We start from the raw sequence: 18,740 nt of genomic DNA on the forward strand, positions 1-18,740 counted from the left end.
GCTTGCATGGAGAAGCCCGAACGCCGTCCCGTCTCTCTCGCCGGTCTGCGCCTGATCGGCGCCGGCGCCGTCCTCGGCCTCGCTCTCGCCGTTCCGGCGTCGCCCGCGCAGGCCGAGACACCCCGCCCGCCCGCCGCGCCGACGGTGGAGACCGACGATCAGGCGTGAGTGCGTAAGTACAGGGCACGGGCGTAACTGGTGTTGGCGCCGTTGAAGTACATGGTCGCCAGGCCCATGTGAAAGTTCGTGTTGGTGATCGCGTTCTTCGCGGTGTCCGACGCCGACCAGCGGATGTCCGCGTCGGTGGGACCGATGCCACGGCGGGCGCAGCGCTGCCGGTTCATCTCCTTGCCGGTGCGCCAGGTCTCCATGGCCGCCTCGGCCTCGCGCATCATGGCGCGGGCCTGGTGATGCAGGTGCTCGGCCAGGTCCCAGGCAGCACGTTCGCCGTCGTTGAGGAAGCCGCGTGACATGATTCGAGTGTGTGGCGCGTTTCCGGATATGTCGACTTTTTTCGATCGTCGGTGTGACGGCTCTTGACGTGATCGTCCACCGGCGATGTCGAGAACGGGCCGGCGGCTACGTTCCCTGGGAGACGTGACATCACACCAGGGAGATCCGGCATGGCAATCCAGCGGATGGACAACGTACTCATCGTCGTCGAGGACCTGGACGCGGTCATCGCGTTCTTCGTCGAACTCGGCATGGAGCTCGAGGGGAAGGGCCCGGTCGAGGGCCGCTGGGTGGAACAGGTCATCGGGATCGGCGACGTACGCCAGGACGTCGCGATGCTGAGCATCCCGGGCGGGCCCGGCCGCATCGAACTGGCGCGGTTCCACCAGCCGGCGGCGGTCGCGGGCGCTCCGCACGACGCCCCGGCGAACACGCTCGGCATCCGCCGCGTCATGTTCGCCGTCGACGACATCGACGAGGTGGTCGGCCGGCTGCTGAAACGCGGCGCTGAACTGGTCGGCGAGGTCGTGCGGTTCGAAGACGTGTACCGGCTCTGTTATGTCCGCGGACCCGAGGGCATCGTCGTGGGGCTGGCCGAGCAGCTCAAGTCCATGTGACCGATTGCCGCCCCCAACCTGTCATGTAGGGGGAGGAAGTCGACGACACCAGGAGTGAGCCGTGCCGGAACATCTGAAGCACCTGTTCGACCGAGCGCTCGACGACGAGCCGGCGTTCCTTGACGGGGAAGTCGCGCGGCAGGTGATGGCTCAGGGCCGGGGTATCCGCCGCCGTCGTCAGCTTCTGGTCGGTGGGTCCGCGGCGGCCGTCGTCGCCGTTCTGGCAGCACTCAACTTCGTCTCGTTGCCCGCCGACGCGCCACCGCCCGAGTGGGCCGGTCAGCCGACGCAGGTTCCGGCCGCCCTGGCGATGATCGCGAAAGCGGAGCCGCAGTGCACGTGGCCGGCGCCGGACGCCGCCACCGACGTCTTCATCTCGGTGCGGCACGAGGCCACCGAGCAGCAGCGCGACGCGCTCCAGGAAGCTCTGGGCGCCGATCCGGCCGTCCGGGGGCTGATTCACGAGACCCGGGAGGAGGCGTACGAGCGGTTCAAGGTTCTGTGGCGCGACAGCCCCGACTTCCTTCAGTCCGTCGACGTGGCGTCGATGCCCGAGTCGTTCCGCCTGAAGCTGATCCGGTCGTCGCAGTACGCGGAGTTCGCCGCGACGTACGCCGGCCGCCCCGGCGTCGAAGAGATCTTCGGTGGAGACTGCCCGTGAGGCGGCGCGCAGCGGAGGCCGCCCGCGACGAGGAGTTCACCGCGTTCGTCGTCGCCGCGACACCCCGGCTGCGCCGTACCGCGTACCTGATGTGCCGTGACTGGCATCTGGCGCAGGACCTCACCCAGCTGACGCTGGCCCGCATGTACGCGTCCTGGAGCCGGATCTGGCGCACCGCTGACCTGGAGGCGTACTCCCGCCGGGTGCTGATGAACGCCGTCTTCGATCAGCGCAAGCGACGCAGCAGCAGCGAGGTGGTCTCCGCCGACCTGCCGGACCGCCCCGGCCACCCGGCCGTGCCAACCGCGGAACTGCACGTCACGCTGATGCGCGCGCTGTCCACCCTCCCGGTACGCGACCAGGCCATCGTGGTGCTGCGCCACTGGGAGGACCACAGCGTCGAACGGGTCGCCGAGATCCTGGACGTCTCCGTCTCGGTGGTGAAGATGCAGAGCATGCGGGCACTGGCCCGCCTGAGAGACCTACTGGGCGAGGACTTCGCCCGGCAGTGAGAGGCGTGGCCACCGCCCCGACAGGGCGGTGGCCACGCGGGTCAGGCGTTTTGTAAATCGGTGCGCCAATCCTCGAACCGGGCGCGCACCGCAGTGAGTTCTTCGAGCGTGACACCGTAGAAGTCGAAATCGGCATCTGTGATCCGGCGTAATGAGCCGATGGCTTCAGCGAACCTGGCTCGGTCGAACCCGCCATCCGCCGCTTCGGCGAGTTCGAGAAGCTTCTCGCGGGTGTATCGGCCGCTCTGAATCGCGGCGTCCACGTCGAGGAAGTCGCGCGCCTCGGCTCGACCGAACAGGGCGCACATTTTGTTGGCCACGGCGTCGTCCGGGTGAAGCACTGGGCCGATGTTGAGAAGGACTGGGGCATGGGCTCGCCAGTCGGCTGACAGCTCGAGCTTCTCCGGCTCTGCCCCCGGCCGGCTCTGGTCATCAAGGAGCAGCCGGGCGAACGTGTCGGCCCTGGTCACCACGGTAACGGTGTATCGATGTGCTTCCATCGCGGCGATGATCGCCTCGACGGCCCGGCCGAAATCCCCGCGGCTCTGCCAATCGGTGAAGAGGTCGACGTCACCGCTCAGTCGATGGCCCATGCCGTGGGCGCTTACCGCGTAGCCGCCGGCCAGGGCGAAGCCGTAGCCGGCGGCGGCTTCCAGCGCGATCTCGGTGATTCGGTTGTGGTGCGGGTCCATGTGTCAGGCGACCGAGCCGTGGGAATCGGCCGTGAGCTCCGGGAAGCGTTGCTCCCAACGTTGGCGCAGACCGCCGGGCAGCCACATGCTGGGCCACAAGGCAACCAGCGTGTCGCGGTCCAGGTAGCGGCATAGATCATCCATCGTTGCCGCTTCGTTGAGGACAGTGCGATACAGGTCGACGATCCGTCCCGGCTGATCGAGGTCGTATCGGGCATTGCCGGACCACTTCAGGTGCGTGGGCAGATGAACCAGGCCGGTTGTGGGGCCGGTCAGCAGATCAAGCCGGTCGGGCACGACGACAGGCTTCGCGTAGCCACGCACGGGTGGCCGTGAATCCGCAGTCATCGTGCCCCCTTCGTCGGCGACGTTACTGCCTAGTCGGCGGTCCTGGCGACACCGATCGGGCAGGTCATGCCGTTCGGGCCGTGGTTGCAGTAGCCGTACGGGTTCTTCGCGTCGGATAGGTACTGCTGGTGGTAGTCCTCGGCGTAGTAGTACCGCGTCAGCGGCTTGATCTCGGTGGTGATCTGGCCGTGGCCGGCCGCCGACACCACCGGCTGGAAGGCCTCCAGCGACGCCTGCGCGACCGAGGCCTGCGCGTCCGTGGTGGTGTAGATCGCGGACCGGTACTGGGTGCCCACGTCGTTGCCCTGGCGCATGCCCTGGGTCGGGTCGTGGTTCTCCCAGAAGGCCTTCAGCAGATCCTCGTAGGAGATCTTCGCGGGGTCGTACACGACCTGGACCGCCTCGGTGTGGCCGGTCGTGCCCGAGCAGGTCTCCTCGTACGTCGGGTTGGCGGTGAAGCCGCCGGCGTATCCGACGGACGTGGAGTACACGCCGGGGAGCTGCCAGAAGATGCGCTCCGCGCCCCAGAAACAGCCCATCCCGAAGACGGTTACCTCGAGGCCGGCGGGCCAGGGGCCCTTCAGCGGGGTGCCGAGGACGGTGTGCGTCTCGGCGACCGGGATCTCGGTGTCCCGGCCCGGCAGGGCGGTCTCGGCGGTGGGCAGGTCGAGCTTCTTGTACCGCAGGAACACGGTCACTCCCTTCGTCCGGTCTCTGCAACGCTGAGGCGGCGGTATTCCTTACCAATGAGTTCGGCGGTCTCCGCGGCCTCGTCGTCACCGGTGTATTTGCGGCGCGGCCAGAAGAAGCCGCGCAGGCCGTCGCCCTTGGTGCGGGGGACGACGTGGGTGTGCAGGTGGGGCACCGACTGGGAGACGATGTTGTTCATCGCGACGAAGGTGCCCTGCGCGCTGAGAGCGGGCGGGACGGCTGCGGCGATCCGCCTGACAAATCCGAAATATTCGGGCAAATCTGAAAGAGGGAGGTCGGGCAGCGTGATGACGTGCGTGCGGGGGACCACCAGGACGTGACCCTTGAAGACCGGGCGGGTGTCCAGGAAGGCGACACCCGACGGTGACGACGCCACGACGAACGCCGGGACTGTCCCCGCCACGATGCCACAGAACACGCAGTCGGCCACCAGGTGAGACTAGCCTTGCGCAACATGACGGCTAACAGCTACGGGTTCGACACCCTCGCCATCCACGCCGGCCAGGAGCCGGACCCGCGGACCGGCGCGGTGGTGCCACCCATCTATCAGACGAGCACCTACGCCCAGGACGCCGTCGGCGCCCCCCGCCTGGGTTACGAGTACAGCCGGTCGCAGAATCCGACCCGGGACGCGTTGCAGGAGTGCCTCGCGGCCATCGAGGGCGGGCGGCGGGGGCTGGCTTTCGCCAGCGGTCTCGCGGCAGAGGACACCCTTTTGCGTACGGTGTGCCGGCCCGGCGATCACGTGGTCATCCCGAACGACGCGTACGGCGGCACGTTCCGCCTGTTCTCGAAGGTGGCCGAGCGCTGGGGCCTGGACTGGACCGCCGTCCCGCTGGACGACCTGGACGCGGTGCGCGCGGCGTTCCGTCCCGGGCACACGCGGATGATCTGGGCCGAGACACCGACCAACCCGCTGCTCAACATCGCCGACATCGCGGCACTGGGCGGGCTGGCCCACGAGTACGACGCGATGCTCGCCGTGGACAACACGTTCGCCTCGCCGTACCTGCAGCAGCCGATCGCGCTCGGCGCCGACGTGGTGATCCACTCGACCACGAAGTACCTCGGCGGGCACTCCGATGTGGTGGGCGGCGCGCTGATCACAGCGGACGCCGGGCTGGGCGACGAGCTGGCGTTCCACCAGAACGCGATGGGCGGGGTGAACGGGCCGTTCGACGCGTGGCTCACCCTGCGGGGGATCAAGACCTTGGGCGTACGCATGGACCGGCACTGTGACAACGCCGAGCGGATCGTCGGTTACCTGCGGGAACACCCGGCCGTCGGGCAGATCCTCTACCCGGGCCTGGACGACCACCCGGGTCACGAGACGGCCGCCAAGCAGATGAGCCGGTTCGGCGGCATGGTCTCGTTCCGCGCGGCCGGCGGCCCGGAACAGGCGATGGCGATCTGCAACCGCACGAAGCTCTTCGTGCTCGCCGAGTCGCTGGGCGGAGTCGAATCGCTGATCGAGCACCCGGGACAGATGACACATCTGTCAGCTGCGGGCTCAGCGCTTGAAGTTCCCGCCGATCTCGTGCGACTGTCTGTCGGCATCGAAACCATTGACGATCTGCTCACCGACCTCGAGCAGGCGCTCGGCTGAACTGACACCGGAGATCAGGGGCATGGACGCGACGACCTGGGTGGGAGCCACCGCCAAGCAGATCTCCCGGGCGGTGAGACGCGGCGACGCCAGCGCCACCCAGGTCGTGGCCGACCATCTGGAACAGATCTCGATCTCCGACCCGGCGCTCGGCGCGTTCCGCGTGATCCGCGGCGGTGAGGCGATCGCCGAGGCCGAGAAGGTCGACGACCAGGAGGATCTGGCCAATCTGCCGCTGGCCGGTGTGCCGGTGGCGGTCAAGGAGAACACCGCGGTGGCCGGCCTGCCGACCTGGCACGGCTCGGCCGCGGCCCGCACCGCCGAGGTCGCCGAGGAGGACCACGAGGTGGTCCGGCGGCTGCGCGGCGCCGGCGCGGTGGTCGTGGGCGTCACGAAGATGCCGGAGATGGGCCTCTGGGCGCTGACCGACGACGAGAACGGCGCGACCCGCAACCCGTGGGACCTGGACCGGACGCCGGGCGGTTCGTCGGGTGGCTCGGCCGCCGCGGTGGCCGCCGGGCTGGTGCCGATGGCGCAGGGCAACGACGGTCTCGGCTCGATCCGGATCCCGGCGGCCTGCTGCGGCCTGGTCGGCCTGAAGCCGGGCCGCGGTGTGGTGCCGGTCGACTTCGGCGACAAGGACTGGTTCGGCCTGGTGGAGAACGGCGTGCTCACCACCACGGTGGCGGACGCGGCGCTGGGCTTCGCGGTGCTGGCCGGTCAGGCGCCGGTGAAGCTCGTCGAGCCGTCGAAGCTGCGGATCGGCGTCTCGCTGCGGTCGCCGGCCGCCGGGGTCAAGCCGGACGAGCCGAACGTCTCGGCCGTCGCCACCGCGTCGAAGCTGCTCGTCGACGCCGGGCACGACACGGTCACCGCCGATCCCACCTATCCGACCGGCGTCGCCCTCGGGGTGCTGGCGACCTGGTTCGCCGGCGCGTACGTGAACTCCGAGGGCCTGAACGTGCGGGACCTGCAGCCGCGGACCCGCCACCACATCCGCCTCGGCAAGGCCGCCATGCGGGCCGGGCTGGTCCGGCAGAAGCAGCGGGACGCCTGGCGGGAGCGGTCCGTCCAGTTCTTCGCCGACCGGTCGATCGACCTGCTGCTGACCCCCGCGCTGGCCAGCGCCCCGCCGCCCGCCCTGCAGTACTCGGGGCAGCGCTGGCGCACGAACATGTGGGCCAACGCCGCCTACGCGCCGTACGCGGCACCGTGGAACTACGCGGGCCTGCCGGCGATCGTGGTGCCGATCGGCTTCCGGCCGGACGGGCTGCCGCTGGCCGTCCAGTTCGTCGGGCCGCCCGGCTCCGAACTCCTGCTGCTCTCGGTGGCCGGCCAGTTCGAGGTGGCGAACCCCTGGCAGCGGCACGCCCTGGTCTGAGCGGGTGGCACGATAGGTGTCCATGACCTCCGGGACACCGCTGGACCTGCTCACCCTCGCCGACGTCGAGGCCGCCCGGGAATTGCTGACCGGGGTGGCCATCAGGACACCGCTGATCACCTCACGCCCGCTCAGCGAGATCGCCGGCGTGCCGGTGTGGCTCAAGTGCGAGAACCAGCAGCGGGCCGGTTCCTACAAGGTGCGTGGCGCGTACACCCGGATCTCGCGTCTCTCGGACGGTGAGCGCTCCCGCGGCGTGGTCGCCGCCAGCGCCGGAAACCACGCGCAGGGTGTGGCGCTCGCGGCCGGTCTGCTCGGCACGCGTGCCACGGTCTTCATGCCGGAGGGTGCTCCGCTGCCCAAGGTCACCGCGACCAAGGGGTACGGCGCCGCGGTCGAGTACGCCGGTTCCAGCGTCGACGACGCGCTGGAGGCGGCACACGAGTTCGCCGAACGGACCGGTGCGGTGCTGATCCACCCGTTCGACCACCCGGACGTGATCGCCGGGCAGGGCACGGTCGCCCTGGAGATCCTGGAGCAGTGCCCGGAGGCGGCGACGATCGTGACCGCGGTCGGCGGCGGCGGGCTGATCTCCGGCCTCGCGGTGGCGGCCAAGGCGGTGCGGCCGGACATCCGGATCGTCGGGGTGCAGGCGAGCGGCGCGGCGGCCTATCCGCCCTCGCTCTCCGCGGGCGCGCCCCGCAAGCTGGAGTCGTGCGTGACGATCGCCGACGGCATCGCGGTGATGCGGCCGGGCGACCTGACGTTCGCGCACGTCGCGAAGCTGGTCGACGAGATCGTCACGGTCACCGACGAGGACCTGTCGGCGGCGCTGCTGGTGATGCTGGAGCGCCACAAGATGGTGGTCGAGCCGGCCGGGGCGGCGGCGGTCGCGGCGTTGCTGACCGGGGCGTACACGCCGGACCAGGGCCCGGTCGTGGCGATCCTGTCCGGCGGCAACATCGACCCGATGCTCCTGCTGCGCGTGATCGAGCACGGCCTCGCGTCGGCCGGCCGCTTCCTGCGCCTCGCGGTGCGCTGCACGGACCGTCCCGGCCAGCTGGCCCGCCTGCTCCGCGAGATCGCCGAACACCGGGCCAACGTCGTCGACGTCAACCACTCACGGCAGAGCCCCCGCCTCAGCTTCGGCGAGGTGGAGGTGGCGCTCTCCGTGGAGACCCGGGGACCGGAGCACTCGTCGGCACTGATCAGCGCGCTGCGGGACGCGGGTTACCGGGTGTCCCTACTGGCGGAAGCGACGCCGTAGTCACGTACGGTAAAAAGAAGAGCTCGCGGCAACCACCGCGAGCCCTCCGCCAAGCTGGGGGTCAGCCCTCGAAGGGGCCGAATTTCACCACCGTGACCTTGATGTCGGCGCCGCTGGGGGCCGTGTAGGTCACGGTCTGGCCGGGGCGGGCGCCGAGGATCGCCTTGCCGAGTGCCGACTCCGGGCTGTAGACCGTCAGGTCCGTCGTCGAGGAGATCTCGCGGGAGCCGAGCAGGAAGGTCTCGGTGTCGGCCTGGTCGTCGTCGAAGTAGATCGTGACGACCGAGCCGGGCGCGACCGAGTCGGCCGCCTGGACCTCGCCGACCTCGGAGTTGCGCAGGAACTCCTTCAAGTAGAGGATCCGGCCCTCCTGGCGGCTCTGCTCCTCGCGCGCCGCGTGATATCCACCGTTCTCCCGGAGGTCGCCCTCCTCGCGCCGTGCGTTGATCTCCGCCGCTATCGCCGGCCGGTTCGCGATCATCTCGTCGAGCTCGGCCTGCAGCCGGTCGTAAGCGTCCTGGGAGAGCCAGGTCTTCGGCGCCTGGGAACTGGACACGGTCGGTCTCCTTGCTGAACGAGGCAGGGCTGTACTAGCCAGGGCTGAAGCATGCCGCGAGAATCGCGACATGCTGAACGCAGCGAATCACCAAGCTTACCAGCGGTAGGCACAGCGACTAATTGATCGATGTTGCCGGATCTTGAACAGATCAGCCCGCGGCGCGGCAGCCCATGATGTCCCCCACCGAGGCACGTGCCTTGGTGGCGACCGACTCGCTCACCTCGACCGAGCCGCCGCCCTCGGGCGCGGGCACGAGCACCGCCCGCCGGCCGACCTCGAAGCCGTCGTAGTCGCGCGCACGCAGCATGCAGGAGGCCGTGCCGCCCTCGGGCACCCGGACCCGGAACTTGATCACCAGTTCGGCGTCGGTCGGGTCGTTCCAGCCGATGATGTCAGCCGTGTAGTCGGTCTGCCCGAACTTGTCATAAAAGGCGATGGTGACCCCGAGCAGCGCGGCGGCGGTCGCCAGCACGGCGACGATCGGCACCCAGCGGTTGCGCCGTCCCTCGCGGCGGCGGCCGTACCGCCCCGGGGGGAAGACGGGAGCTGTGGCGTGCGTCTCGCTCACCTGACGGCCTCTCGTGCGTTTGTTGTCGGTGGGATCGGCCAGAATGGCAGGGTCCATCTTCGCAGCCGAGCCCGGCGGGACGTCGACCGGCCGGGTCAAGGGAGTTCTACGTGGCTGAGCAGTTGCGCCTGATGACCGTGCACGCCCACCCCGACGACGAGTCGAGCAAGGGCGCCGCCACCATGGCGAAATATGTCGCCGAGGGCGTCCAGGTGCTGGTCGCTACGTGTACCGGTGGGGAACGCGGCAGCGTCCTCAACCCCAAGATGGACCGGCCCGAGGTGCTCGCGGACATCACCAACATCCGCCGGGCCGAGATGGCGAGGGCGCGCGAGATCCTCGGCGTCGACCAGGCGTGGCTGGGCTTCGTCGACTCCGGGCTGCCCGAGGGCGACCCGCTGCCGCCGCTGCCGGAGGGCTGTTTCGGCCTGCAGGACCCGCAGGAGGCGGCCAAGCCGCTGATCAAGCTGATCCGCGAGTTCCGCCCGCACGTCATGACGACCTATGACGAGAACGGCGGCTACCCGCACCCCGACCACATCATGTGCCACAAGGTGTCGGTGGCGGCGTTCGAGGCGGCCGGCGACCCGGAGCGCTACCCCGAGCTGGGTGAGCCGTGGCAGCCCCTCAAGCTGTATTACAACTCCGGCTGGACTCGCGCCCGGATGCTCGCGCTGCACGAGGGCATGCTGGCGGCGGGGCTGGAGTCGCCGTACACGGAGTGGCTGGAGAAGTGGTCGGACCGGCACGACCGGGGCGACAAGATCACCACCCGGATCGAGTGCGGTGAGTTCTTCGCGATCCGCGACGACGCGCTGCGGGCTCACGCGACCCAGGTGGACCCGGACGGCTTCTGGTTCCACATCCCCCTGGAGCTGCAGCAGAAGGTGTGGCCCACCGAGGACTTCGAACTGGCCCGGTCGCTGGTCGACAGCCCGGTGCCGGAGTCCGACCTCTTCGCCGGTATCCGCGAGAAGGTCGAGGCCCACTGAGCAGTACGCTCAGGGTGTGGACGTCAGTATTGCGGTCAACAACTTCGGCGACACCCGATCGGGCGGCCTGGCCGGCCCGATGGGGTTGTTCCTCATCGTCCTGATGTGCATAGCGACTGTCTTGCTGATCCGCAACATGAACAAGAGAATTCGTCGGCTTCCCGACAGTTTCCCGAGTTCCGCTGAGCAGGATCCTGTGGTAAAGATCGCCGACACCGCGGACGCGAGTGCCGACGGGGTCGAAGCGGATCGATCGGTGCAGGCCGCGCCGTCTGCGGAGGCCGAGGTGGAGGCCGCCAAGGACCCCGGCCGCGACGCCGGCGCGGCCCGCGACTGAGCCCGCGGAGCGCCCGTGCCGTGTGGGCGCTTTCACCTCCCCGGCGCCCAGCATCCCCGCCTGTGGTCCGTCAAGCCCTGTTGCGTTCATCGGGATTGATTTAGCCTTCCGCCCGGGGGCCACACGGCCCTCGGACCCTGCGCGGAAGGGGGCGCCGACATGCACATAGTCCGGCGCCGGGTCTCCGCGGAGCATCTGCACGTGCATCTTCCTGTGCACTCCCTGTGGGTGTCGTCGTGACGCCCCGTCTACGTGCCGAGCCGGTCCGGATTCTGACCGTCGCCGTGGTCGTCGCGGCGCTCGCCGCCGTCGTGCTCGGCGCGCTCCTTCCGGTCTCGCTGCCACCCGACCGCCCGCTCGGCCCGCTCGACGGTGTCTGTGTGGCCGCCGTGCTCGCCGCCATCGCGCAGCTCGCCGGTCTCCGCTTCCGCCTCGGGCCGGATGCCGTCTCGGTCAGCTGGGCCGAGGCCGCCGTCGTGGTCGGCTTCGTCGTCGCCCCGGCCGGCTGGCTGCCCGCCGCCACCCTGGCCGGCACCGGCATGGCGTGGTTGCTGCTCGCGTGGCTCACCGGGCTGCGCAACCCGGGCGAGGTGATCCACCTGGTCGCCTCGATGACCCTCGGCGTGGCCGGCGCCGCCCTGGTCACCTCGCTGCTCGCCGGCGGCGCGCCGATATCCGGCGCCCGGCTGCCGTTCGCCCTGGTGGCCGGCGCCCTCACCTACCTGGTCATCACGTTCGGGCTGGTGGTGCTCACGCTGTCCCTGCACAGCGGCGCCGACCCGGGGCAGATCGCCACCCGGGTGTTCTACGCCAAGCTGCCGATGTCGATCGGCAACGTGCTGGTCGGCCTCGCCGCGGTGTACGCGCTCTCCCGCGAGCCGCTGTGGCTGCTGGCGTTCGGCCCGGCCCTGTGGCTGCTGCACCGCACCTACCGCTTCCACCTGCGCGCCGCCGAGGAGCGCCGGATGTGGCAGGCGTTCGCCACCGCCACCGCCCGCCTGCCCGGAACCAGCGAGGCCGAGGTGGCCCGGGCCGGCCTGCGCGGCATCCTCGACGTGTTCGGTGCTCGCCGCGCCGAACTGGAGGTGCACACCGAGCACGGCAACCGCCGGTACGCCCAGGACGATCCCGGTCTCGCCGACACCGACCCGTCCGGCCCGGCGATCACCCGGACCATGGCGGTCGCCGGGCGCCCCGTCGGTGAGCTGACCGTCTGGCTCGGCGAGCCCAGCCTGCCGGTGGCTCCGGTGTCCTCGTGGTCCACCGTGCGGTGGTCGCAGTCCTCCGCACGGTGGTCGCAGGACGAGGCGGCGTTCACGGCGTACGGCGAGGCGCTCGCCGGTGCCCTGCACGACGTCGCCGCGCACCAGCGGATCGCCGAACTGGACGCCCGCGCCGCACACGAGCGCGTGCACGACCCGCTCACCGGGCTGATCAACCGGACCGCGTTCGGCGCGGTCGGCGACCCGCTGCTGCGCTCGCTCGACCGCGGCCAGCACGTGGCCGTGCTGCTGCTCGACCTGGTCGACTTCCGGCAGGTCAACAGCACGCTCGGGCACCGCGGCGGCGACGAGGTGCTGCGCCTGGTCGGGCAGCGGCTCACCGAGCTGGCCCGGCCCGGCGAGATGGTGTCGCGGACCGGCGACGACGAGTTCGCGCTGCTGCTGCCGGCGATCGCGGCCCTGGCCGACTCGGGGGGCTGGCCGCGCGGCGAGTCCACCCCGCTGCCGGCCACCCTGCGCCGCGCCCGCGAACTGGTGGAGCTGCTGCGGCTGCCGATGGAGGTGGCGGGCGTGCGCCTCGCCATCGAGGTGACCGTCGGCGTGGCGGTGGCCGGAGCCGGGCAGGTCGACGTGAGCGAGCTGCTGCGCCGGGCGGCGCTGGCGGTCGGACGAGCCAAGGAGCTCGGGGTCACCGTCGGGACCTACGACAGCGGCCAGGACGCGAGCAGCACCGATCGGCTGGCGCTGCTGGCCGAGCTCCAGGACGCGTTCGCCGCCGACGACCAGATCGTGCTGCACCTGCAGCCCGCCGTCGACCTGGTGACCGCGGCGCCGACCGGTGTCGAGGCGCTGGTCCGCTGGCGGCACCCGCGCCGCGGGCAGCTCTCGCCGGGCGACTTCCTGCCGGCCGTCGAGCGCAGCGAACTGCTGATCCCGTTCACCCGCCGGGTGCTGGACCTGGCGCTGGCCGCCGCGGCCAACTGGACGGCGCACGGCATCGACGTGCCGGTCTCTGTGAACGTGTCCGCACGCAGCCTCACCGACCCGACCTTCCCGGCGCAGGTCACCGAGGCGCTGCGGCGTCACCGTACGCCCGCGTCCCGCCTGGTCCTGGAGATCACCGAGTCGGTGGCGGTGAGCGAGCAGGACATCGTGGACGAGGTGCTGGCGCGTCTGCGGTCGTCCGGCGTACAGGTCTCGCTCGACGATTTCGGCACCGGCTTCTCCTCACTCGCCTCGGTCACCCGGATGCCGGTCGACGAGATCAAGATCGACCGGTCGTTCGTGGACGAGATGATCGACTCAGCGGCGGCCGGCGCGGTCGTGCGCGGCGCCGTCGAACTGGGCGCCCGCCTCGGCGTGCGCGTGGTCGCCGAGGGCATCGAGACCATCGAGCAGCGGGCGGCGCTGATCGCGCTCGGCTGCCCGTCCGCGCAGGGCTACCACTTCTGCAAGCCGATGCCCGCCGACAAGATCGTGCAGGCGTTGTCGCAGCTGGCAGCCGCCGCACCGGACAACGTGACACCCCTGCGCGCGGACGACGCCTCGTAACAGGACTCAACCGGTCACGTGTGGTGTCCACAAGCTCGCGATCGGTACGGCGAACACCCGTTCGGCCAGCGGGAAGACGCGAGGGCCGGTGTGGAGGACCACGCCGGCCGCGAACGCTGAACCAATGCGCTCGGCGAACCACTCCAGGTGCCGAGCGTCGGCGGCCGAGGGGGCGGCGGTGGCTTTGACCTCGACAGCGATCATCCGGCCGTCTCTGGCTTCGATGAGCAGGTCGACCTCGCGCCGGCCGTTCGCGTCGCGATAGTGGAACAGATCAGCGCCGACGACGCTGGCAGCGCACTCGGCTCGTAGCTGAGCGGCGACGAGGGTGTCCAGGACCCTCCCGAGGAGGTCGCCATCACGCAGAACGCGACGCTGGTCGATGCGGAGGAGCGGGCCGAGCAGACCGGGATCGGCGATGTACCGCTTTGGGAGCCGCACAGCGCGATCCGTGCGGTTGCCGGCCCAGGCAGGCACACGTTGCGTGACCATGAGGGTGTCGAGGAGGTCGTCGTAACCGACCGCGCTGTGTCGGGTGATTCCGGCAGCGTCGTAGAGCAGTTTGTGGTTCGGTACGCCGGCGGTGTTGGCGGCAAGCGCCTGCAGATATCGACGCATCAAGACCGGGTCTCGGGATATACCGAGCGCCGTGGCCTCTCTGGTGACCAGATGATCGACATAGCTGGTGAGCCAACGGTCACGCGCCCGCTCGGTGGGGGCGCGGAGTGCCTCCGGCCAGCCGCTGGTGAGTGCGTCTGCAACGTACTGGTTCAGGTCCCACCCGGAGGAGGGGTCGCTGAAGCTGCCGGGCCCGTCGGCAAGGATGCGGTCGACCAGTGACGGCGCGGACGGATCACCATGGCGCTCTCGACCGACGAGCGGGTGCATCGTCAGCCGGACGATCCGACCAGTGGCGGGCCAGCCCGCGGTGGTCAGGTCGGTCTGTGCGGAGCCGGTCAGAAGAAACCGGCCGGGGCGCGGATCGTCATCGACAGCCCTCTTGACCGCGCCGAGGACCTCGGGGACGAGCTGCCACTCATCGACGAGGACCGGCTCGGCGAGAGCGCGGAGCGCGGCGTCGGGGTCGGCGCGAACGACGGCGGCCTGAGCGGGGACGTCCAGCCGCAGGATGGAACGGCACAATCGCCGCGCCGTGGTGGTCTTTCCGCAGGCGCGCGGGCCGACGACGAGCGCAGCGGGATGAGACGCCAGGATCTCGGCGAGTTCCGTGTCAGCGATGCGGGGGACGTAGCCGTTCAGCGGAGACTCCAGCCAATGACGATGCAGCACGCCTTGCGGTGCCTATTTAGCACACGTCTCGATTACTATATAGCACGCCTTGGGGCAGCCGTGAGAGGGTGAGGCATGGCTAATCGGCTCGCTCGGGCAACCTCGCCCTACCTCCTGCAGCACAAGGACAACCCGGTGGACTGGTGGCCGTGGGGGAGCGACGCCTTTGCGGAAGCCAAGCAGCGAGACGTTCCGGTCTTGATCAGCGTGGGCTACTCGAGCTGCCACTGGTGCCACGTCATGGCGCACGAGTCCTTCGAGGACGACGAGATCGCGAAGGTGCTCAACGCCGGCTTCGTGTCGATCAAGGTGGACCGGGAGGAACGGCCGGACGTCGACGCCGTCTACATGACCGCCACGCAGGCGATGACCGGGCAGGGCGGCTGGCCGATGACGGTCTTCGCGACCCCGGACGGCGACCCGTTCTTCTGCGGGACCTACTTCCCGAAGGCCCAGTTCGGCAAGCTCCTCGAGTCGGTCACCACGGCCTGGCGGGACCAGCGCGACGGTGTGCTCAAGCAGGGCGCCGCGGTGGTCCAGGCCGTCGGCGGGGCTCAGCTGGTCGGTGGTCCGACGGCGCCGATCTCCGCGGAGCTGCTCACGGCCGCGGCCCAAGGCCTCTTTCAAGAGCATGATGAGACGTACGGGGGATTCGGCGCCGCCCCCAAGTTTCCCCCACACATGAACCTGCTGTTCCTGCTCCGCCACCACGAACGCACCGGGTCGGCACAGGCGCTGGAAGTCGTGCGGCACACCTGCGAGCAGATGGGGCGGGGCGGCATCTACGACCAGTTGGCGGGTGGCTTCGCGCGCTACGCGGTGGACGGCACGTGGACGGTGCCGCACTTCGAGAAGATGCTCTACGACAACGCGTTGCTGCTCCGGGCGTACACCCAGCTGTGGCGCATCACCGGTGACCCGCTCGCCCGCCGGATCGCCGACGAGACCGCGGAGTTCCTTCTCCGCGACCTCGGCACCCCGCAGGGCGGCCTGGCGTCGGCCCTGGACGCCGACACCGACGGGACCGAGGGGCTGACCTACGCCTGGACTCCGGCGGAGCTCATCGGGGCGCTCGGCGAGCAGGACGGGACGTGGGCGGCCGACCTGTTCCGGGTGACGACGGCCGGCACGTTCGAACACGGCAAGAGCGTCCTGGTGCTGGCCCGAGACATCGACGACGCCGACCCGCCGATCGTGACCCGCTGGCGTGAGGTCCGGTCCCGCCTTCTGACGGCGCGGGCGGCCCGCCCTCAGCCGGCCCGCGACGACAAGGTGGTGGCGTCCTGGAACGGGCTGGCGATCACCGCGCTCGCGGAGCACGGCGTCCTCACCGGCTCCTCGTCGTTCCGCGACGCCGCGGTGGCGCTGGCCGAGGTGCTGGCGTCGCGTCACCTCGTGGACGGACGGCTGCGGCGGGTCTCCCGGGACGGCGTCGTGGGCTCCCCGGCCGGGGTGCTGGAGGACTACGGGTGCGTGGCGGAGGGTTTCCTCGCCGTCCACCAGATCACGTCGGACCCGCGCTGGCTGGGCCTGGCGCGCCAACTCCTCGACGTGGCGCTGACCCACTTCGGCACCGGCGAGGGCGGCTTCTACGACACTGCGGACGACGCGGAGAAACTGCTCACCCGCCCGGCCGACCCGACCGACAACGCGACACCCTCGGGGGCGTCAGCTCTCTGCGCGGCGCTGGTCGGCTATGCGGCGCTGACCGGGGAGACGGCCTATCGGGAGGCGGCGGACGCTGCCCTGTCGACGCTCGGGCCCCTGATCGGCGGACATCCACGGTTCGCCGGGTACTCGGCAGCGGTGGCGGAGGCCGCCCTGACCGGCCCGTTCGAGATCGCGGTCAGCATCCCGGTGTCCGCACAGGCGGCGTCGGGTGGTGGGCCGGCGCCGTCGGCGGATCCGTTGGCTGCGGCGGCCATCCGGCACGCGCCCGGCGGAACCGTGATCGTCGTCGGCCGTCCGGACCAGGCGGGCGTGCCGCTGCTGGCCGAGCGGCCGCTGATCGACGGGCGTTCCACGGCCTATGTGTGCCGCGGTTTCGTCTGCGAGCGACCGGTCACCGCTGAGGAGGACCTCGTCGCCCGCCTCCGCTCCGCGAACTGACACCTCAGCGAAGGCGTCTGGGCGACGGCTGGGCTTGAGTGCTGGGCGGCCGGGCCGGTGACCGAGCGACTGGGCGCGTGAGGCGCGCTGTGGCCTGGGGTGGCAGGTGGTCGCGTCGACTCTCGGGGACCCGGGGTCTGCGGTTGGGGGCGGCCGGGAGCGTACCGAAGAACGGGGTTGATTTTCGCGGTGAGCTGGGGGATCGCTAGGCTTGCGGTGCGATGGATACCCGAACCGGTCTGCCTGTAGTCGGCATGGTGGGGGGCGGGCAGCTGGCCCGGATGACCCACCAGGCCGCCATTTCCCTCGGCCAGTCACTGCGTGTGCTCAGTGAGAAGCCCGACGACAGTGCCGCGCTGGTTGCGGCCGACGTGCCGATCGGGACGCATACCGATCTGGCGGCGCTGCGTGAGTTCGCCAAGGGGTGTGACGCTGTCACCTTTGACCACGAGCATGTGCCTACCGGGCATATCGAGGCGCTCGAGGCCGAGGGGGTGAAGATTTTCCCGGGGTCCAAGGCGCTGGTGTTCGCGCAGGACAAGGGGATGATGCGGGAGCGTCTGGCTGAGCTGGGTGCGCCGGTGCCGCGTTGGCGGCGGGTGAGCACGGCTGAGGAGATGGAGACCTTCGCGGATGGGGCCTGGCCGATTGTGGCCAAGGCAACCCGAGGGGGGTACGACGGACGCGGCGTCTGGATGGTCGGCGACCGGGAGGCGGCCGCGGATCTGGTGTCGACCGGGATCTCGCTGATCGTCGAGGAGAAGGTGCCGCTGCGGCGTGAGCTCGCGGCTCTGGTGGCGCGGTCGCCGTTCGGACAGGTGGCGGCGTATCCGGTGGTGGAGACCGTGCAGCGGGACGGCATCTGCGTCGAGGTGATCGCGCCGGCGCCGGGGTTGCCGGAGGAGCGGGCGCTGGAGGCGCAGCAGCTGGCCATCGACCTGGCGAACGCGCTGGGTGTGGTGGGGCTGCTGGCCGTGGAGCTGTTCGAGACGGACAGCGGCATCGTGGTGAACGAGTTGGCGATGCGCCCGCACAACTCGGGGCACTGGACCATCGAGGGTGCCCGGACGTCGCAGTTCGAGCAGCATCTGCGGGCGGTGCTGGACTATCCGATGGGTTCCACCGCGCTGACCGCGCCGGTCGTCGTGATGGCGAACGTGCTCGGTGGTGAGCCGGGTGGCATCTCGATCGACGAGCGGTTGCATCACCTGTTCGCGGCGGATCCGGGTGCGCGGGTGCACCTCTACGGCAAGCAGGTCCGGCCAGGCCGCAAGATCGGGCATGTGACAGTGCTCGGCGACGATCTGACCAGTGTGCGCGGGCGGGCGGCGCGCGCCGCCAAGTGGCTTCAGGAAGGCGTTTAGATGGCACCCGTGGTCGGGATCATCATGGGCAGCGACTCCGACTGGCCGACGATGGAGGCCGCGGCGGTCGCGCTCGCCGAGTTCGAGGTGCCGTTCGAGGTCGGTGTCGTCTCCGCGCACCGGACCGTGCGCAAGATGGTCGACTACGCCGAGACGGCGGCCGGCCGTGGCATCAAGGCGATCATCGCGGGTGCCGGCGGCGCGGCGCACCTGCCGGGCATGGTGGCGTCGCTGACCCCGCTGCCGGTGATCGGTGTGCCGGTGCCGCTGAAGCACCTGGACGGCATGGACTCGCTGCTGTCGATCGTGCAGATGCCGGCCGGGGTGCCGGTGGCGACGGTGTCGATCGGCGGGGCACGCAACGCGGGGCTGCTCGCGGTGCGGATCCTCGGCGCGTCCGACCCGGAGCTGCGGCAGCGGATGGCGGGCTTCCAGGCGAGCCTGGAGAAGCTGGTCGCCGAGAAGGACGCGGCGCTGCGCGCCAAACTGATGGGCTAGT

At 70.4% G+C, this 18,740-nt stretch carries 21 protein-coding genes; 13 read left to right on the forward strand and 8 right to left on the reverse strand.

Annotated features, from left to right (window positions below):
* The first annotated feature begins 6 nt into the window (after positions 1-6).
* On the forward strand, positions 7-168 hold the full coding sequence (locus AB0M02_RS08670; RefSeq protein WP_364223645.1) for a hypothetical protein: 162 nt from the start codon (positions 7-9) through the stop codon (positions 166-168).
* On the opposite strand, the gene AB0M02_RS08675 is transcribed toward AB0M02_RS08670, so the two are convergent.
* The gene (locus AB0M02_RS08675; RefSeq protein WP_364223647.1) at positions 159-473 is read right to left on the reverse strand and encodes a hypothetical protein; all 315 of its coding nucleotides are present in this window, start codon (positions 471-473) and stop codon (positions 159-161) included. The two genes, AB0M02_RS08670 and AB0M02_RS08675, sit on opposite strands and share 10 nt — an antisense overlap.
* 150 nt (positions 474-623) lie before the next feature.
* Between AB0M02_RS08675 and AB0M02_RS08680 the strand changes: the two genes are divergently transcribed.
* The 3 genes from AB0M02_RS08680 to AB0M02_RS08690 all read left to right on the forward strand — a co-directional run bounded on the left by AB0M02_RS08680 (position 624) and on the right by AB0M02_RS08690 (position 2,243).
* The gene (locus AB0M02_RS08680) at positions 624-1,070 is read left to right on the forward strand and encodes a VOC family protein (protein ID WP_364223649.1); all 447 of its coding nucleotides are present in this window, start codon (positions 624-626) and stop codon (positions 1,068-1,070) included.
* Positions 1,071-1,131: 61 nt separating this feature from the next.
* The gene (locus tag AB0M02_RS08685; protein ID WP_364223651.1) at positions 1,132-1,731 is read left to right on the forward strand and encodes a permease-like cell division protein FtsX; all 600 of its coding nucleotides are present in this window, start codon (positions 1,132-1,134) and stop codon (positions 1,729-1,731) included.
* Positions 1,728-2,243: a SigE family RNA polymerase sigma factor gene (locus AB0M02_RS08690; protein WP_364223653.1), complete on the forward strand. Its 516-nt coding sequence runs from the start codon at positions 1,728-1,730 to the stop codon at positions 2,241-2,243. Before AB0M02_RS08685 ends, AB0M02_RS08690 begins: the two co-directional genes overlap by 4 nt.
* A gap of 41 nt (positions 2,244-2,284) precedes the next feature.
* Here AB0M02_RS08690 and AB0M02_RS08695 read toward each other — a convergent pair whose 3' ends face one another.
* From AB0M02_RS08695 to AB0M02_RS08710, 4 genes are read right to left on the reverse strand one after another with little or no spacing between them, the layout of a single operon-like run.
* The gene (locus tag AB0M02_RS08695) at positions 2,285-2,935 is read right to left on the reverse strand and encodes a nucleotidyl transferase AbiEii/AbiGii toxin family protein (protein WP_364223655.1); all 651 of its coding nucleotides are present in this window, start codon (positions 2,933-2,935) and stop codon (positions 2,285-2,287) included.
* A 3-nt stretch (positions 2,936-2,938) separates the two neighbouring features.
* Positions 2,939-3,283, reverse strand: a complete 345-nt coding sequence (locus AB0M02_RS08700; protein WP_364223657.1) for a hypothetical protein — start codon at positions 3,281-3,283, stop codon at positions 2,939-2,941.
* Between the two features lie 29 nt (positions 3,284-3,312).
* Positions 3,313-3,975 (reverse strand): peptide-methionine (S)-S-oxide reductase MsrA, encoded by a 663-nt coding sequence (gene msrA, locus AB0M02_RS08705; protein WP_364223659.1) that lies wholly within the window; start codon positions 3,973-3,975, stop codon positions 3,313-3,315.
* Positions 3,976-3,977: 2 nt separating this feature from the next.
* Positions 3,978-4,424, reverse strand: a complete 447-nt coding sequence (locus tag AB0M02_RS08710; protein WP_364223661.1) for an HIT family protein — start codon at positions 4,422-4,424, stop codon at positions 3,978-3,980.
* A gap of 24 nt (positions 4,425-4,448) precedes the next feature.
* On the opposite strand from AB0M02_RS08710, the gene AB0M02_RS08715 reads away from it, so the two are divergent.
* Genes AB0M02_RS08715 through ilvA form a run of 3 tightly spaced genes read left to right on the forward strand, consistent with a single transcriptional unit; the run spans position 4,449 to position 8,248 of the window.
* Positions 4,449-5,600: a cystathionine gamma-synthase gene (locus AB0M02_RS08715; protein ID WP_364223663.1), complete on the forward strand. Its 1,152-nt coding sequence runs from the start codon at positions 4,449-4,451 to the stop codon at positions 5,598-5,600.
* Between the two features lie 22 nt (positions 5,601-5,622).
* Positions 5,623-6,981: an amidase family protein gene (locus tag AB0M02_RS08720; RefSeq protein WP_364223665.1), complete on the forward strand. Its 1,359-nt coding sequence runs from the start codon at positions 5,623-5,625 to the stop codon at positions 6,979-6,981.
* Between the two features lie 22 nt (positions 6,982-7,003).
* On the forward strand, positions 7,004-8,248 hold the full coding sequence (ilvA, locus tag AB0M02_RS08725) for a threonine ammonia-lyase (RefSeq protein WP_364223667.1): 1,245 nt from the start codon (positions 7,004-7,006) through the stop codon (positions 8,246-8,248).
* Positions 8,249-8,309: 61 nt separating this feature from the next.
* Here the strand turns inward: ilvA and greA are convergent, their stop codons facing one another.
* On the reverse strand, positions 8,310-8,804 hold the full coding sequence (gene greA / locus AB0M02_RS08730; RefSeq protein ID WP_364223669.1) for a transcription elongation factor GreA: 495 nt from the start codon (positions 8,802-8,804) through the stop codon (positions 8,310-8,312).
* Between the two features lie 151 nt (positions 8,805-8,955).
* Entirely contained in the window at positions 8,956-9,432 is a 477-nt protein-coding gene (locus AB0M02_RS08735) for a DUF4307 domain-containing protein (RefSeq protein WP_364223671.1), read from the reverse strand.
* Between the two features lie 53 nt (positions 9,433-9,485).
* Between AB0M02_RS08735 and mca the strand changes: the two genes are divergently transcribed.
* From mca to AB0M02_RS08750, 3 genes are all read left to right on the forward strand, one after another.
* The gene (gene mca / locus AB0M02_RS08740) at positions 9,486-10,367 is read left to right on the forward strand and encodes a mycothiol conjugate amidase Mca (RefSeq protein ID WP_364223673.1); all 882 of its coding nucleotides are present in this window, start codon (positions 9,486-9,488) and stop codon (positions 10,365-10,367) included.
* Positions 10,368-10,383: 16 nt separating this feature from the next.
* A complete protein-coding gene (locus AB0M02_RS08745; RefSeq protein ID WP_364223675.1) occupies positions 10,384-10,704 on the forward strand; it encodes a hypothetical protein in 321 nt (106 codons plus the stop codon).
* A gap of 236 nt (positions 10,705-10,940) precedes the next feature.
* Complete coding sequence (locus AB0M02_RS08750; RefSeq protein ID WP_364223677.1) at positions 10,941-13,478, forward strand: bifunctional diguanylate cyclase/phosphodiesterase; 2,538 nt, start codon at positions 10,941-10,943, stop codon at positions 13,476-13,478.
* 6 nt (positions 13,479-13,484) lie between these two features.
* Here the strand turns inward: AB0M02_RS08750 and AB0M02_RS08755 are convergent, their stop codons facing one another.
* Entirely contained in the window at positions 13,485-14,768 is a 1,284-nt protein-coding gene (locus tag AB0M02_RS08755; protein WP_364223679.1) for a DUF4143 domain-containing protein, read from the reverse strand.
* Positions 14,769-14,843: 75 nt separating this feature from the next.
* Between AB0M02_RS08755 and AB0M02_RS08760 the strand changes: the two genes are divergently transcribed.
* The 3 genes from AB0M02_RS08760 (at position 14,844) to purE (ending at position 18,739) form a co-directional block, all read left to right on the forward strand.
* Positions 14,844-16,877 (forward strand): thioredoxin domain-containing protein, encoded by a 2,034-nt coding sequence (locus AB0M02_RS08760; protein ID WP_364223681.1) that lies wholly within the window; start codon positions 14,844-14,846, stop codon positions 16,875-16,877.
* A gap of 221 nt (positions 16,878-17,098) precedes the next feature.
* Complete coding sequence (locus AB0M02_RS08765; RefSeq protein ID WP_364223683.1) at positions 17,099-18,241, forward strand: 5-(carboxyamino)imidazole ribonucleotide synthase; 1,143 nt, start codon at positions 17,099-17,101, stop codon at positions 18,239-18,241.
* Positions 18,242-18,739: a 5-(carboxyamino)imidazole ribonucleotide mutase gene (gene purE / locus AB0M02_RS08770; protein ID WP_364223685.1), complete on the forward strand. Its 498-nt coding sequence runs from the start codon at positions 18,242-18,244 to the stop codon at positions 18,737-18,739.
* The last annotated feature ends 1 nt before the right edge of the window (position 18,740 follow it).

This window comes from Actinoplanes sp. NPDC051861, assembly GCF_040681145.1.
GTDB lineage: Bacteria > Actinomycetota > Actinomycetes > Mycobacteriales > Micromonosporaceae > Actinoplanes.

Coding starts and splice junctions, on each gene's coding strand:
- AB0M02_RS08695 (WP_364223655.1), bottom strand. CDS start 2,935: ATGGACCCGCACCACAACCGAATCACCGAGATCGCGCTGGAAGCCGCC.
- AB0M02_RS08735 (WP_364223671.1), bottom strand. CDS start 9,432: ATGGACCCTGCCATTCTGGCCGATCCCACCGACAACAAACGCACGAGA.
- AB0M02_RS08675 (WP_364223647.1), bottom strand. CDS start 473: ATGTCACGCGGCTTCCTCAACGACGGCGAACGTGCTGCCTGGGACCTG.
- AB0M02_RS08720 (WP_364223665.1), top strand. CDS start 5,623: ATGGACGCGACGACCTGGGTGGGAGCCACCGCCAAGCAGATCTCCCGG.
- purE (WP_364223685.1), top strand. CDS start 18,242: ATGGCACCCGTGGTCGGGATCATCATGGGCAGCGACTCCGACTGGCCG.
- AB0M02_RS08680 (WP_364223649.1), top strand. CDS start 624: ATGGCAATCCAGCGGATGGACAACGTACTCATCGTCGTCGAGGACCTG.
- ilvA (WP_364223667.1), top strand. CDS start 7,004: ATGACCTCCGGGACACCGCTGGACCTGCTCACCCTCGCCGACGTCGAG.
- AB0M02_RS08760 (WP_364223681.1), top strand. CDS start 14,844: ATGGCTAATCGGCTCGCTCGGGCAACCTCGCCCTACCTCCTGCAGCAC.
- AB0M02_RS08765 (WP_364223683.1), top strand. CDS start 17,099: ATGGATACCCGAACCGGTCTGCCTGTAGTCGGCATGGTGGGGGGCGGG.
- AB0M02_RS08670 (WP_364223645.1), top strand. CDS start 7: ATGGAGAAGCCCGAACGCCGTCCCGTCTCTCTCGCCGGTCTGCGCCTG.
- AB0M02_RS08715 (WP_364223663.1), top strand. CDS start 4,449: ATGACGGCTAACAGCTACGGGTTCGACACCCTCGCCATCCACGCCGGC.
- AB0M02_RS08700 (WP_364223657.1), bottom strand. CDS start 3,283: ATGACTGCGGATTCACGGCCACCCGTGCGTGGCTACGCGAAGCCTGTC.